Raw genomic sequence first — 12,965 nt, forward strand, 5'->3', positions numbered from 1 at the left:
GCGTTACTCCGCGTTAAAGTCGTGCAGGTTTTCCGCCACCGACAGCAGCAGCGGTGCAGGTTGATCGTTGCCCTCGATGCCGGTGTTGCAGGCCGAGACGATAAACTGCGTGTCCATCACCACGCGACAGGTGATGCTGTCGCCTGCTTTGGTGAGGTTCGGCTCCGGCAGGATGTCGCCGGCCCGCGTCAGCTTGACGTGCATAAACAGGTTGATCGGGTCCGGCAGCTTCGGCACCACCATCCCCAATCGCGCCAGCTCGCCGCTCACCGCTTCCAAACAGCCTTCACCCTGATACCCTTTTTCCGTCAGGAAGGCGCGGGTAGAGGCAGGCAGCAGCAGGTCGTGACGCTTCACGCTGTCTTTGCCCAGCACCATCATCGGACGGCGGCGGTTGTTCACCAGACGCATACCGGAACCCAGCAGATAGCTGTTGCTGAAGACGCGAGTGTGATGCACCGACAGCCACACAGCAGGATCGGCGAGGCTAAAACCAAACAGGGAAGCCACCGCGCCGTCGCCCTGCGCCGTGATGCGCAGCAACTGGCCGCGCAGCACCTTAATCGACCCGACGCTGCCCGGTTCCACCGTGACCGACTGCGCCAGCGTGCGCTCAGCGGTCTCTTCATAACTTTCACGCATTAACAGCATGATTCATCTCCTCTGCGTGAAACACGTCACTCACCACGATATCAATCGGCGTGACCTGCAAACCGTTACCGGGAATGATGTCCTGCGGGCAGGACGATACCGAACAAATCAAATCGCACAGCGCTTCGAAGGTAATGCTGTCGCCCGCTTTGCTGTTGGGATCGGTCACTTCCATTCGGCCATCGGCGGTCACCGGACCGTTCTGGAACAGGTTGAACGGCTCAGGCAGCGAGAAGTACGTCACGCCAAAGGCTTTCATGCCCTCCAGCAGGTTGTCCACGCAGTTGCGATGGCCTTCGACGCCGAAATCGACGCTAAAGCGGGTACGATCGCAGGCTGGCACGTTGGCATCGTGAATGCCGATGCTGTCCGCCAGAATGCGCAGCATCGGACGGTTTTCACTCGACCACAGTGCATCGCCGGGCTTAAAGAACAGCGAGCGCAGATGCTGGCGGGTATGCACCGGCGACAGCTTTTCATTCAAATCATCGGCATTGACCGCGACGAAATCCGCAGCCTGCTGCCCTTCACTGTCAATCACGGTAATAAACTGGCCCTTACGCACGCGGAAGGTTTTGCCATGGCCCGCAGGCACCGTCAGGTTGCACTGGCACATAATTACTCCTGAGGAATGAAATCGCTGGCGGGCACGGTAAAGGTGGTGCCGAGATACTGCTGCTGCAGTTTGGTCAGCTCGCCATCTTTCTGCATTGCCAGAATGTGGTCGCTGATGGCTTTGTTCAGGCTGCCGTCTTCTTTACGTGTCGCCCAGCCCATCCATTGCGATGGACCGACTTCACCCACCTGCGCCACTTTTCCGGCGTATTTTTTCGCGACCGGGGCCAGCACGGAGATGTCGTCGTAAACGAAGTCAGCGCGTTTGGTCATCAAAGTGCTGACGGTCTGATCCAGCGAATCCACGTTGATGATGGTGATGGGTTTTTTACCCTCCTTTTTCAGCTGCTCGTTAAAGCCTTTCAGCAACTGCTCTGGCACGCTGGCGGTTTTTACCGCGCCACGCAGACCAGACAGGCTTTCCGGGCTGAGCGTTTTGCCGCTGAAGGTGCTGGCTTCACTTTCACGTACCAGCACGCCGTTTACGGTTTTGCTGTAAGGCACGGTGAACAGCACTTTCTTCGCGCGCTCGGCGGTGACGTTAAGAGAAGAACCTTCGGCGTTGAACGAGCCAGAGATCAGGCCCGGCAAAATGCCGCTGAAGGCGGTTTTCTGAAACTCCAGTTTCACACCGAGATCTTTGGCGAAGGATTGCATGATCGCCACGCTATAGCCGGTGATATCGCCTTTGTCGTCGGTGTATTCGTATGGAGGAAAGGTTGGATCGATACCAACGGTAATTTTGCCGCTGCTTTTGATGTCACTCAGGGTATCGGCTTGCGCCTGCGCCATGGTGCCAACGGTGAGAAGAGCGGCGATCAGCAGTGCTGTTTTTTTCATTGTGGTGTTTCCCTGGTGTTGGTGAAATGTCTTTTTCTACTGAGCATATTTTGTGCCAGTTTTTTCACCACCCAGCTAACACCTTTCGGGTAGAGAGGGTATTACTGAATAAAATCAGTGAGAAACATTTGTTTCTTTATTTTAATTTTAAGTTTCTGTGATTTCATTGGCGGGAAATCAGGCGGGGATAGCGGAGGAGTGAGCGCACTACTATGGGGCAATATCTGGCGCACTACGCGCCAGAACGGGGCGTTATTCCAGTTCGTCGAGGGATTGGTGCAAGGCTTCAACCTGCGCCAGATAATCATTGCTGGTTTTGCCCATTTGCCGGGCCACCAGTGAGCAGAGCAGATTGCATACGCCGGAGAGCGCGGCGGTGCTGTCGAACATCAGGCTGCTGTCGGTGTGGCAGCGCACCACCCACTGCGCATGACGCGCTGGTTTGCCGGAGAGCACATCGGCGATATACAGCATCGGCACGTTGCGTTCTGCCAGCGCATTCATCGCCGCTTCCAGCGCAGGCATACGGCGACGCAATCCAACGCAGATCACCACATCCTGCTGATTCAGCGCCGCCAGATGCTCCGCCAGCGAATCGCCGGGACGCGGCAGCAAACGCACGTCAGGATGGATATGCACCAGATCGCGGTAAATCAGCTGGGCAATGGTCTGGCTGTGACGCCAGCCCATCACCACCACGCGGCGTGATTGGGCAATGGCGCTCACCGCCTGCTGTAGCTGTTCACTGTCGAGCGTGCGATAGCTGTTGACCAGATTAGCGATCTCTTTTTCCAGGTGCTGCTGCATGATGCTGGCCAGCGGTGATGCGGTTGGTACGGCCTGCAAATAGAGCGGTGAGCCGCTGCTCTGCATCTCACGCGCCTGCCGACGCGCGGCTTCATAGCTTTCGTAACCGAGATGACGGAAAAAACGCGTGGTGGTGGCTTTGGAAACGCCCGCGCTCTGTGCCAGTTCGGTGGCGGTATTCATCGCCAGCTGGCCAGGTGCCGCCAGCAGCACGTCAGCCAGTCGCTGCTCGTGGCTGGAGAGTTGATCCCAGTGCTGTTGAATCCGGCCCTCTAACGTTGCCGCTTTTGCACTCATGGTGATTCCCTGAAAATAAAAAAACTATCCTGCACAGAGCGTGCCGGGTTGTCATCAGGAATTTTGCCAGGGGAATAGAAATGAAAATGCCGCCGGGTAAAAAGCAGCGCCATAAAAAAAGGCCACCATAATGGCGACCTCTAAGACTTACGGCAAAGTGCGCGGATTTATGCGCACCGATTTGCCTTACTTGCTGGTTGGACGCAGTGCCGGGAACAGGATCACGTCGCGGATGGCATGGCTGTTGGTGAACAGCATTACCATACGGTCGATACCAATGCCGAGACCTGCTGTTGGCGGCAGGCCGTGCTCCAGTGCAGTGACGTAGTCTTCGTCATAGAACATCGCTTCGTCATCGCCTGCATCCTTAGCGTTAACCTGCTGCAGGAAACGCTCTGCCTGATCTTCTGCATCGTTCAGCTCGGAGAAGCCGTTACCGATTTCACGACCGCCGATGAAGAACTCAAAGCGGTCAGTGATTTCCGGGTTCTCGTCGTTACGACGTGCCAGCGGTGACACTTCAGCCGGGTATTCAGTGATGAAGGTTGGCTGAATCAGGTGTGCTTCTGCGGTCTCTTCGAAGATCTCAGTGACGACGCGGCCCAGACCCCAGCTCTTCTCTACTTTGATATGCAGCGATTTGGCAATCGCAACGGCTTTATCAAAGTCTTCCAGATCGTTCAGGTCGGTTTCCGGACGGTATTTCTTGATCGCTTCACGCATGGTGAGCTTCTCAAACGGTTTACCGAAATCGAAGGTGTGGTCACCATAAGGCACTTCAGTGGTGCCCAGCACATCCTGCGCCAGGGTGCGGAACAGGCTTTCGGTCAGCTCGATCAAATCTTTGTAATCCGCATACGCCATATAGAGTTCCATCATAGTGAACTCTGGATTATGACGTGGCGAAATACCTTCGTTACGGAAGTTACGGTTGATCTCGAACACGCGATCGAAGCCGCCTACCACCAGACGCTTCAGGTAAAGCTCTGGTGCAATACGCAGGTACATGTCGATGTCGAGCGCATTGTGATGGGTGATGAACGGACGGGCTGACGCGCCGCCAGGGATCACCTGCATCATTGGGGTTTCCACTTCCATAAAGTCGCGGTTAACCATGAACTGACGGATGCCGGCCATGATTTTAGAGCGCACTTTGAAAGTATTACGTGATTCATCGTTAGAGATCAGATCGAGATAACGCTGACGGTAACGGGTTTCCTGATCGGCCAGGCCGTGGAATTTATCCGGCAGTGGACGCAGCGCTTTGGTCAGCAGACGCAGTTCAGTGATGTGGATCGACAGCTCACCGGTTTTGGTCTTGAACAACTTACCGCGCGCGCCAAGGATATCGCCCAGATCCCATTTTTTGAACTGCTCGTTGTAGACGCCTTCTGGCAGATCGTCACGTGATACGTAGATCTGAATCTGGCCGCCAACATCCTGCAGGGTGGCAAAAGAGGCTTTACCCATGATGCGGCGGGTCATCATACGACCGGCCACGCTCACTTCAACGCCGAGCGCTTCCAGCTCTTCGTTCTCTTTTGCGTCATAGCTGGCGTGCAGCAGATCGGAGGTAGTATCGCGACGGAAATCGTTAGGAAACGCGATGCCCTTTTCACGCAGCGCGCTGAGTTTTTCGCGACGCGCTTTCAGTTCGTTGTTTAACTCAAGGGCGGCATCAGCGCTCTGCGGTTGTTGTTCAGACATGTCGGTTCCTTATAACCCTGCTTTTAAACTTGCTTCAATGAAACGGTCGATGTCGCCATCCAGCACCGCTTGCGTGTTGCGCGTCTCTACGCCAGTGCGCAGATCTTTGATACGTGAATCGTCAAGTACGTATGAGCGAATCTGACTGCCCCAGCCAATGTCGGATTTGTTGTCTTCCGCGGCCTGCTTGTCAGCGTTTTTCTTCTGCATCTCATATTCGTACAGCTTCGCACGCAACTGCTTGAAAGCTTGATCTTTGTTTTTGTGCTGTGAACGGTCGTTCTGGCACTGCACCACAATGTTGGTCGGCAAGTGGGTAATACGCACCGCAGACTCGGTTTTGTTAACGTGCTGGCCGCCCGCGCCAGAGGCACGGTAAACGTCGATACGCAGATCGGCGGGATTGATGTCGATATCGATGTTGTCATCCACTTCCGGGTAGATAAACACCGAACTGAATGAGGTATGACGACGGCCGCCGGAGTCAAATGGACTCTTACGCACCAGGCGATGGACGCCAGTTTCGGTACGCAGCCAGCCAAACGCGTAGTCACCGATGATTTTAATGGTGGCGGATTTAGTACCGGCCACTTCACCGTCTGACTCTTCAATGATTTCGGTTTTATAACCTTTGGCCTCTGCCCAACGCAGGTACATGCGCAGCAGCATACTGGCCCAGTCTTGCGCTTCAGTACCGCCAGAACCGGCCTGAATATCCATGTAGCAGTCGGCGCTGTCATACTCGCCAGAGAACATGCGACGGAATTCGAGTTCGCCCAGCTTGGCTTCTAAACCATCCAGCTCGATAACGGCTTCGTTGAAGGTCTCTTCGTCGTCGGCTTCTACCGCCAGATCCAGCAAGCCCTGCACATCTTCCAGGCCCTGACGCATATGATCTAAGGTTTCTACCACCGCTTCCAGCGAAGCGCGTTCTTTACCCAGCGCCTGCGCGCGTTCAGGTTCGTTCCAGACGTCAGGCTGTTCCAGCTCGGCGTTTACTTCTTCGAGGCGTTCTTTCTTGGCATCATAGTCAAAGATACCCCCTAAGAACGTCGCTGCGCTCGGTGAGGTCTTGAATACGATTTTTGACCGGATTAATTTCAAACATGGCTTTTCAGTCTTTTTTGACGATTCGGTGAAAGGGGATAAAAAGTAACGCGCTAGTTTACCCGAAACTGCGCGTACTTTGTAGCATTGCAGGTATGCGAGATAGCGCAACAGTGCGCCCAAAGGGATTCGGTTACCCACCATGGCGAACCAGGGTCACTCGCTGCAGGTTACCGGGTGCGCTTTTAGACGCCCCCGAATGAATGATGCGGTTATAGCGGCCAGATATGGTCGATAATCAGTTGAACCGAGCGGTTGCCACGGTATTCGTTGATATCGAGTTTGTAGGCCAGTTTCACCTGGCGCACGCTGGTATCCGGCCACAAGGTCGTATCAACGTTAAACGCGATGCCATCCAATAGTGGGCCGCCGCCCAGAGGCTCAATCATCACCTTGAGGTGGCGCTCGCCCACCAGCTTTTGTTGCAGCAATTTGAACTGGCCGTCGAACACTGGCTCCGGAAAAGCCTGGCCCCAGGGACCGGCTTCACGCAGCATTTCAGCGGTGTGCAGCGTGAATTCCTGCGCATGCAGTTCGCCATCGGACCAAATCACACCCTGCAGCGCTTCACCATCTAACCACTCGTCGATCAGCGCGGCGAAGCGTTCGCGGAACAGATCATACTTCTCGGTTTCCAGCGACAGGCCCGCCGCCATGGCATGCCCACCAAACTTGATCATCAAGCCAGGATAGAGCGTATCAAGACGCTCCAGTGCATCACGTAAGTGCAGCCCCGCAATCGAGCGGCCCGAGCCTTTAAGCGTGCCGTCGCCCGCTGGCGCGAAGGCGATCACCGGGCGATGGAAACGCTCTTTCAGCCGTGAGGCCAGAATGCCGACCACGCCCTGATGCCATTCGGGATGATAGAAGGCCAGCCCCAGCGGCAAATCGGTGTGCTGGCGTTCCAGCTCATCACACAGCGCCAGCGCTTCGCTCTTCATGCCCTGCTCAATCTCTTTGCGCGTCTGGTTCAGCGCATCAAGCTCGTTGGCAAGCATGCGCGCCTGCGCAATGTCTTCGGTGAGCAGCAGTGCCACACCGACCGACATATCATCCAGTCGACCGGCTGCATTGAGGCGAGGCCCGACGGCAAAACCGAGATCGCTGGCCGCCAACTGACGCGCATCGCGGTTGGCGATCTCCAGCAGCGCGCGAATCCCCGCCCGGCATTTTCCAGCGCGGATGCGGCTCAAGCCCTGCCACACCAGAATGCGGTTATTGGCATCCAGCGGCACCACGTCAGCCACTGTACCTAGCGCCACCAGATCCAGCCACTCCGCCAGATTGGGCTCGTTTCGGCCATCACTAAACCAGTTCTGCAAACGCAGGTGTGCACGCAGCGCCAGCATCAGATAAAACGCCACGCCCACACCGGCCAACGACCGCGAAGGGAAGGCACTGTCATTGAGATTCGGGTTAACGATCGCTTCCGCTGCTGGCAACGTTTCGCCAGGCAAGTGGTGATCGGTGATCAGCACGGGAATACCGTGCTGATGGGCGGTTTCTACGCCTGCATGGGAAGAGATGCCGTTATCCACGGTGAGAATCATCTCCGCACCGCGCGCGCGCGCCTGTTCGACCACTTCAGGGCTCAGGCCGTAGCCATCTTCAAAGCGGTTCGGCACCAGATAATCGACATTGCCGCCCATGCTGCGCAGCGCTAAGACGGTTAACGCGGTGCTGGTTGCGCCATCGGCATCGAAATCGCCGACCACCATAATACGGCGACCGGTTTCCAGCATCTGGTGCAACAACGCTACCGCTTGATCGATGCCACCCAGCGTTTGCCACGGCAGTAGGTTTTTGGCACCGCGCTCAAGTTCGGCGGCCTCTTTTACACCGCGTTGCAGGTACAGGCGGCGCAGTAGCGGCGGTAAGGTATCAGGTAAGCTGGCGTCGGCCTGAATTTCACGCCGACGCAGTTCGACAGAATGCATCACTGTGGATTAACCGCCTCGCTTCTGACCATCAAGAACCTGTTTCAGCTCCTGCGGGCCCTGATAGCCAGGGATCATCATTCCGGTATCGGTAAGAATGGCAGGCGTGCCCTGAATACCGTACAAGATGCCCAGCTGATAATGCTTATCCAGATTGATTTTGCAGGTTTCTGGCGCATCCATCTGCGGCGCATCGCCTTTCATCGCTGCATCAAAGGCTTTGTTGCGATCGGCGCTGCACCAGATGGCGCGCATGGCTTTTTCCACCTGACCGTGCAGACCTTCACGCGGGAAAGCGAGGTAACGCACGGTGATGCCCAGCGCGTTGTAGTCGGCCATCTGCTCATGCAGCTTACGGCAGTAGCCACAGGTGATGTCGGTAAACACGGTAATCACGTGCTGCTCTTTTGGCGCTTTATAAACGATCATTTCCGGCGCCAGCGCGGTGATTTTTTTGTCCAGTAGCTGGTTGGTGACGTTTACCGGCTGCGCACCGCTAACATCGTATAGTGGGCCCTGAATCATGTGTTTGCCATCTTCAGAGACGTACAGCACGCCACTTTCGGTCAACACGGTTTTCATGCCTGGCAGCGGTGAAGACTGAATCTCTGTCTGCTGCAATCCGAGTTTTTTCAATGCTTGCTGAATCGCGCTGTCATCGGCATGAGCCAGACCGGCAAAGGCGCTGACCAGCAATGCCAGCATCGTTAACTGTTTTTTCATCTCAATTCCTTGTTGCCGCGGTTCAAGCACGCGGATGATGCTGTTGATGTAACTGACGCAGGCGCTCAGTGGCCACATGCGTATAAATTTGGGTGGTGGAGAGGTCGCTGTGTCCCAGCAACATCTGTACGACGCGCAAATCCGCACCGTGGTTCAGTAAATGTGTGGCAAATGCGTGACGAAGCACGTGAGGTGATAGCTTTTCGCTGTCGATACCGGCAAGGGTGGCATAGTGTTTGATGCGATGCCAGAAAGTCTGACGCGTCATTTGTTGCGCGCGGTTACTGGGGAACATCACATCCAGCGTTTGCCCATTCAACAACCACGGTCGACCGTGCGCCATATAATGCTCCAGCCAGTAAATCGCTTCTTCACCTAATGGCACAAGTCGCTCTTTATTACCTTTACCAATCACTCGCACCACGCCCTGACGCAAACTGATGTCGCTGAGGGTTAAGCCTACCAGCTCCGACACACGTAAACCGGTGGCATACAGCAGTTCCAGCATCGCTTTGTCACGTAGCTCAAGCGGCACATCAATACTCGGTGCCTGCAGCAGACGTTCTACCTGGTTTTCACTGAGGTCTTTAGGCAATCGCTGCGGCAGTTTGGGCGCGGAGAGCAGTGCGCTGGGGTCGTCACTGCGCAGCTTTTCGCGATAGAGGTATTGAAACAGGCGACGCATCGCGCTGAGCGTGCGCGCAGAACTGGTGGCCTTGTAGCCGCCTTCGACGCGTTCGGCGAGAAACTGCTGAAGATCGAGCGCTTCCAGCGTCAGCAGCGTGCGTTCGTGGTGGTGTAGCCAGCCGGTGAGCGTTTGCAAATCCTGGCGATAAGACGCAAGGGTATTTTGCGCCAGGTTACGCTCAATCCAGAGCGCATCCAGAAATTGTTCAATCAGATCGCAATCCTGCACGGTTCCCCCCAAACACGTGTGAAATCGTGCTCATTATGCCTGAAAGTCACCTGCTTCTGGTACAATTGCGCCAAAGTGAGTTTCAGTCAGAGCATTAATTGCATGAATATCGGTCTGTTTTACGGTTCAAGTACCTGTTACACCGAGATGACGGCGGAGAAGATTCGCGATTTTATCGGTGAAGAGTTAGTCACGCTGCACAACCTCAAAGATGAGGATCCCTCGCTGATGGAGCAGTACGATTTGCTGATCCTCGGCATTCCCACCTGGGATTTCGGTGAGTTGCAGGAGGACTGGGAAGCAGTGTGGCAGCAACTGCCCGCGCTGAATTTGCAGGGAAAAATTGTCGCGCTGTACGGCATGGGCGATCAGGCTGAATATTCAGAATGGTTCTTAGATGCACTCGGCATGTTGCATGAGTTACTGCAGCCGATGGGCGTGCAGTTTGTCGGTTACTGGCCGCTGGAAGGTTATGAGTTTGTCAGCAAAAAACCACTCACGGCTGACGGCACCCAGTTTGTTGGCCTGGCACTCGACGACGTGAATCAGTTCGAGCTGAGTGAAGATCGTGTCGAACAGTGGTGCGAACAGATTCTGACGGAAACGGCTGCACTGCTTTAACGCGACGCATCTCTGTCACGCAGAAAACAGCAGGCGCGCAGTGAGCGCCATGCATAGGGCGGCAGGTTATCCATCATCAACCACAGTCGCCAGCGCGTGCCCTGCTGGTTTTGCAACGTTAACAATACGCCGAAAGGCAACCAATCTGCCTGCCGTGCTAATTGCCAGCGCTTTCCATGCCAATGCCAGTCACCCTGTTCATCCAGCCCTAAGCGACCGGTGCGCTGCCTGAGCCGACGCTCATTGCGCCCGCACTCCAGCAGCATCAGAATCAGCAGCGGGGCTTTGCCCCACGCCCAGCCCTCGGGCCACTCAAGACTCAACAGCCAAACGGTGAACAGCACATACAGCGTCACGTTAAGCGCCCGAGCGCTGCGTGACGGCTGCACATCACATTGGAACCGGTCCGCGTTCACGGTTGCGTTGCTGAATCAGTTGCACCATGCGCTTGAACTCTGGATCAGCGGGCTCGCCGTGGTTCATCAACCAGTTAAACAGGTCAGGATCGTCACTCTTGAGCAGGGCGATAAACACCTGCTTATCGGTGTCAGTGAGCGAGTCATATTCGTATTTGAAGAACGGCATGATGGAGACATCCAGCTCCAGCATGCCGCGACGGCACGCCCACTGAACGCGAGCTTTATCATGAATTTCCATGTGTCTTTTTTCCATGGCTGAAAACAGTGGCGCTCAGTGTACCTGCTTTTTTCTCTGCCTGCAGGCGCAGCGCTGAATGCTGCGTGAAATTGCGCACAACAGTTCTACCCATTGCAGGGTTATCACGCGATTTGTGCGCCAGATGAGGTAAACAGGTTGCAAAGCAGCACTGCTCTTTTAACATTGGAAGCAATATTGTTATTAATCAGGACGCACCCATGCCGATTTTCACCCTTCCGCCACGCCAGCCTGCTGCGGCCTCACGCCTGCCATTAACCCTGATCTCCCTCGACGAGTGGGCGCTGGTGTCGGTGCAGGGCAAAGACAGTACGTCATATCTGCAAGGCCAGGTCACTTTAGATGTTGCTGCAATGGACGCCACCCAGCATCGTCCGGCAGCCCATTGTGATGCCAAAGGTAAAATGTGGAGTAATCTGCGTCTGTTTCATCGCGGTGAAGGTTACGCCTACATCGTCCGCCGCAATCTGCGTGAGCAGCAACTTAACGAACTGAAGAAATATGCGGTGTTCGCCAAAGTCACCATCGCTGCCGATGATGATGCAGTGCTGCTGGGTGTGGCCGGTTTTCAGGCACGCACGGCACTGGCTGATGTGTTTGCCACCCTGCCGGATGCAGAAACACCGGTGGTACAACAAGGCGAGAGCACGCTGCTGTGGTTTGAACACCCCGCCGAACGTTTCCTGCTGGTGACCACGCTGGCTCAGGCAGAAACGTTGAAAGAGAAGTTAGCCGGTGCTGCACAGTTCAATGACAGCACGCAGTGGCTGGCGCTGGATATTGAAGCGGGCATTCCGGTGATTGAAACCGCCACCAGCGCGCAGTTGATTCCGCAGGCAACCAACCTGCAGGCGCTGGATGCGATTAGCTTTAAGAAAGGCTGTTACACCGGTCAGGAGATGGTGGCGCGAGCTAAATTCCGCGGGGCCAACAAGCGTGCGCTTTACTGGCTGGCGGGCAGCGCCAGCAAAGTACCGCAGGCTGACGGTTCGATGGAGCTGCAAATGGGCGACAAATGGCGTCGTACCGGCACCGTATTGAGCAGTGTGCAGCTGGATGACGGTAGCGTGTGGGTGCAGGTGGTGATGAACAACGACCTGGAGCCGGACAGTGTGCTGCGCGTGGAAGGTGATGAAGGCGGGAAACTGACGATTCAGCCACTGCCGTATTCATTGGTCGATTGATTTGCATTCCAGGTGCGCATGAATGCGCACCTTAAGTAACCCCGCATGTTTCCCCGTAAGGTCGCCATTTATGGCGACTTTGTCGAAAGTCACACCCGGTGGTGGCACTTTTTATATCAACCGCTCAGTAAGCTCAGGCGACATAAAAATAGATCGCGCAGAAGTGCAACACGCTGCCACCCAGCACAAAGCCGTGCCAGATAGCGTGGTTGTATGGAATACGCCGCGAGACATAGAAAATCACCCCTAGCGAGTAGACAATCCCGCCCGCAGCCAGCAACCACACACCTCCGGCTGACAGCCTGGTCGCCAACTGATAAATCACCACCAGCGACAACCAACCCATGCTGAGATAGGTGACCAGCGACAGCGCTTTAAAGCGGTGTGCAATCGTCAGTTTAAAGATGATGCCTGCCAGCGCCAGGCTCCAGATCACCACCATTAACCCTTGCGCCAGCGGTGATTTCAGTCCCACCAGCAGGAAAGGCGTATAAGTGCCCGCGATCAGTAAATAGATCGCACAGTGGTCAAATTTCTTCAGCCAATATTTCGCTTTTTGGTGCGGAATGGCGTGATAGAGCGTTGAGGCGAGGAACAGTAAAATCATGCTGCCGCCATACAGACTGTAGCTGGTAATCGCAATGGTGTCGGCTCGCATTTCAACCGCTTGTGTTAGCAGCAACACCAATCCAACAATGCCGAATATGCAGCCAATTCCGTGGCTAATGCTGTTGGCGATCTCTTCGGCTACCGAGTAGCCCTGAGCAAGTATACGATTCTGTGCCATGCGCTAACATCCTGGAAAGAGGGTTAAGAACTGTGTTTTTTATCAACATCAGGGTAACCGGGAAAAATTTCAGAGTACACATGTACGCTAAAATAATT

General features: G+C 55.3%; 14 protein-coding genes. 2 read left to right on the forward strand and 12 right to left on the reverse strand.

Annotation, left to right across the window (positions count from 1 at the left end; translation table 11 throughout):
- Window positions 1-3: 3 nt before the first annotated feature.
- From CRO33_RS09810 to xerD, 9 genes are all read right to left on the reverse strand, one after another.
- Entirely contained in the window at window positions 4-651 is a 648-nt protein-coding gene (locus CRO33_RS09810) for an urea carboxylase-associated family protein (protein ID WP_097118014.1), read from the reverse strand.
- Window positions 635-1,267 carry a DUF1989 domain-containing protein gene (locus CRO33_RS09815; RefSeq protein ID WP_097118015.1) on the reverse strand — a complete coding sequence of 211 codons (633 nt, stop codon included), beginning with the start codon at window positions 1,265-1,267 and terminating at the stop codon, window positions 635-637. Before CRO33_RS09815 ends, CRO33_RS09810 begins: the two co-directional genes overlap by 17 nt.
- Window positions 1,268-1,269: 2 nt before the next feature.
- On the reverse strand, window positions 1,270-2,106 hold the full coding sequence (locus CRO33_RS09820; protein ID WP_097118016.1) for a transporter substrate-binding domain-containing protein: 837 nt from the start codon (window positions 2,104-2,106) through the stop codon (window positions 1,270-1,272).
- Window positions 2,107-2,358: 252 nt separating this feature from the next.
- Window positions 2,359-3,210 (reverse strand): MurR/RpiR family transcriptional regulator, encoded by an 852-nt coding sequence (locus CRO33_RS09825; RefSeq protein ID WP_097118017.1) that lies wholly within the window; start codon window positions 3,208-3,210, stop codon window positions 2,359-2,361.
- Between the two features lie 186 nt (window positions 3,211-3,396).
- Window positions 3,397-4,917 carry a lysine--tRNA ligase gene (gene lysS / locus CRO33_RS09830; protein WP_097118018.1) on the reverse strand — a complete coding sequence of 507 codons (1,521 nt, stop codon included), beginning with the start codon at window positions 4,915-4,917 and terminating at the stop codon, window positions 3,397-3,399.
- 9 nt (window positions 4,918-4,926) lie between these two features.
- A protein-coding gene (gene prfB / locus CRO33_RS09835) for a peptide chain release factor 2 (protein WP_097118019.1) occupies window positions 4,927-6,025 on the reverse strand; the annotation gives its coding sequence in 2 pieces (ribosomal slippage) (window positions 4,927-5,949 and window positions 5,951-6,025; 1,098 coding nt in all).
- 211 nt (window positions 6,026-6,236) lie between these two features.
- Complete coding sequence (gene recJ / locus CRO33_RS09840; RefSeq protein ID WP_097118020.1) at window positions 6,237-7,961, reverse strand: single-stranded-DNA-specific exonuclease RecJ; 1,725 nt, start codon at window positions 7,959-7,961, stop codon at window positions 6,237-6,239.
- A 9-nt stretch (window positions 7,962-7,970) separates the two neighbouring features.
- Complete coding sequence (dsbC, locus tag CRO33_RS09845) at window positions 7,971-8,684, reverse strand: bifunctional protein-disulfide isomerase/oxidoreductase DsbC (RefSeq protein ID WP_034823178.1); 714 nt, start codon at window positions 8,682-8,684, stop codon at window positions 7,971-7,973.
- 22 nt (window positions 8,685-8,706) lie between these two features.
- Complete coding sequence (gene xerD, locus CRO33_RS09850; protein WP_097118021.1) at window positions 8,707-9,600, reverse strand: site-specific tyrosine recombinase XerD; 894 nt, start codon at window positions 9,598-9,600, stop codon at window positions 8,707-8,709.
- A 102-nt stretch (window positions 9,601-9,702) separates the two neighbouring features.
- Between xerD and fldB the strand changes: the two genes are divergently transcribed.
- A complete protein-coding gene (fldB, locus tag CRO33_RS09855) occupies window positions 9,703-10,221 on the forward strand; it encodes a flavodoxin FldB (protein WP_097118022.1) in 519 nt (172 codons plus the stop codon).
- Here fldB and CRO33_RS09860 read toward each other — a convergent pair.
- Window positions 10,218-10,637, reverse strand: a complete 420-nt coding sequence (locus CRO33_RS09860) for a protein YgfX (protein ID WP_097118023.1) — start codon at window positions 10,635-10,637, stop codon at window positions 10,218-10,220. The two genes, fldB and CRO33_RS09860, sit on opposite strands and share 4 nt — an antisense overlap.
- A complete protein-coding gene (gene sdhE, locus CRO33_RS09865) occupies window positions 10,612-10,878 on the reverse strand; it encodes an FAD assembly factor SdhE (RefSeq protein WP_038645011.1) in 267 nt (88 codons plus the stop codon). The genes CRO33_RS09860 and sdhE overlap by 26 nt, the downstream gene beginning before the upstream one ends.
- Window positions 10,879-11,096: 218 nt before the next feature.
- Here sdhE and ygfZ point away from each other — a divergent pair, with 218 nt between their 5' ends.
- A complete protein-coding gene (ygfZ, locus tag CRO33_RS09870) occupies window positions 11,097-12,080 on the forward strand; it encodes a tRNA-modifying protein YgfZ (RefSeq protein ID WP_034823187.1) in 984 nt (327 codons plus the stop codon).
- Between the two features lie 133 nt (window positions 12,081-12,213).
- Here the strand turns inward: ygfZ and trhA are convergent, their stop codons facing one another.
- Window positions 12,214-12,867: a PAQR family membrane homeostasis protein TrhA gene (gene trhA, locus CRO33_RS09875; RefSeq protein WP_097118024.1), complete on the reverse strand. Its 654-nt coding sequence runs from the start codon at window positions 12,865-12,867 to the stop codon at window positions 12,214-12,216.
- Window positions 12,868-12,965: the final 98 nt, after the last annotated feature.

The sequence above is a fragment of the Pantoea sp. GL120224-02 genome, assembly GCF_900215395.1.
Taxonomy (GTDB): domain Bacteria; phylum Pseudomonadota; class Gammaproteobacteria; order Enterobacterales; family Enterobacteriaceae; genus Pantoea; species Pantoea communis.

Excerpts from the sequence above, each read along its gene's own strand:
- recJ (WP_097118020.1), bottom strand. The coding sequence starts at position 7,961 with ATGCATTCTGTCGAACTGCGTCGGCGTGAAATTCAGGCCGACGCCAGC.
- lysS (WP_097118018.1), bottom strand. The coding sequence starts at position 4,917 with ATGTCTGAACAACAACCGCAGAGCGCTGATGCCGCCCTTGAGTTAAAC.
- dsbC (WP_034823178.1), bottom strand. The coding sequence starts at position 8,684 with ATGAAAAAACAGTTAACGATGCTGGCATTGCTGGTCAGCGCCTTTGCC.
- CRO33_RS09810 (WP_097118014.1), bottom strand. The coding sequence starts at position 651 with ATGCTGTTAATGCGTGAAAGTTATGAAGAGACCGCTGAGCGCACGCTG.
- ygfZ (WP_034823187.1), top strand. The coding sequence starts at position 11,097 with ATGCCGATTTTCACCCTTCCGCCACGCCAGCCTGCTGCGGCCTCACGC.
- CRO33_RS09820 (WP_097118016.1), bottom strand. The coding sequence starts at position 2,106 with ATGAAAAAAACAGCACTGCTGATCGCCGCTCTTCTCACCGTTGGCACC.
- trhA (WP_097118024.1), bottom strand. The coding sequence starts at position 12,867 with ATGGCACAGAATCGTATACTTGCTCAGGGCTACTCGGTAGCCGAAGAG.
- CRO33_RS09825 (WP_097118017.1), bottom strand. The coding sequence starts at position 3,210 with ATGAGTGCAAAAGCGGCAACGTTAGAGGGCCGGATTCAACAGCACTGG.
- sdhE (WP_038645011.1), bottom strand. The coding sequence starts at position 10,878 with ATGGAAATTCATGATAAAGCTCGCGTTCAGTGGGCGTGCCGTCGCGGC.
- CRO33_RS09815 (WP_097118015.1), bottom strand. The coding sequence starts at position 1,267 with ATGTGCCAGTGCAACCTGACGGTGCCTGCGGGCCATGGCAAAACCTTC.
- fldB (WP_097118022.1), top strand. The coding sequence starts at position 9,703 with ATGAATATCGGTCTGTTTTACGGTTCAAGTACCTGTTACACCGAGATG.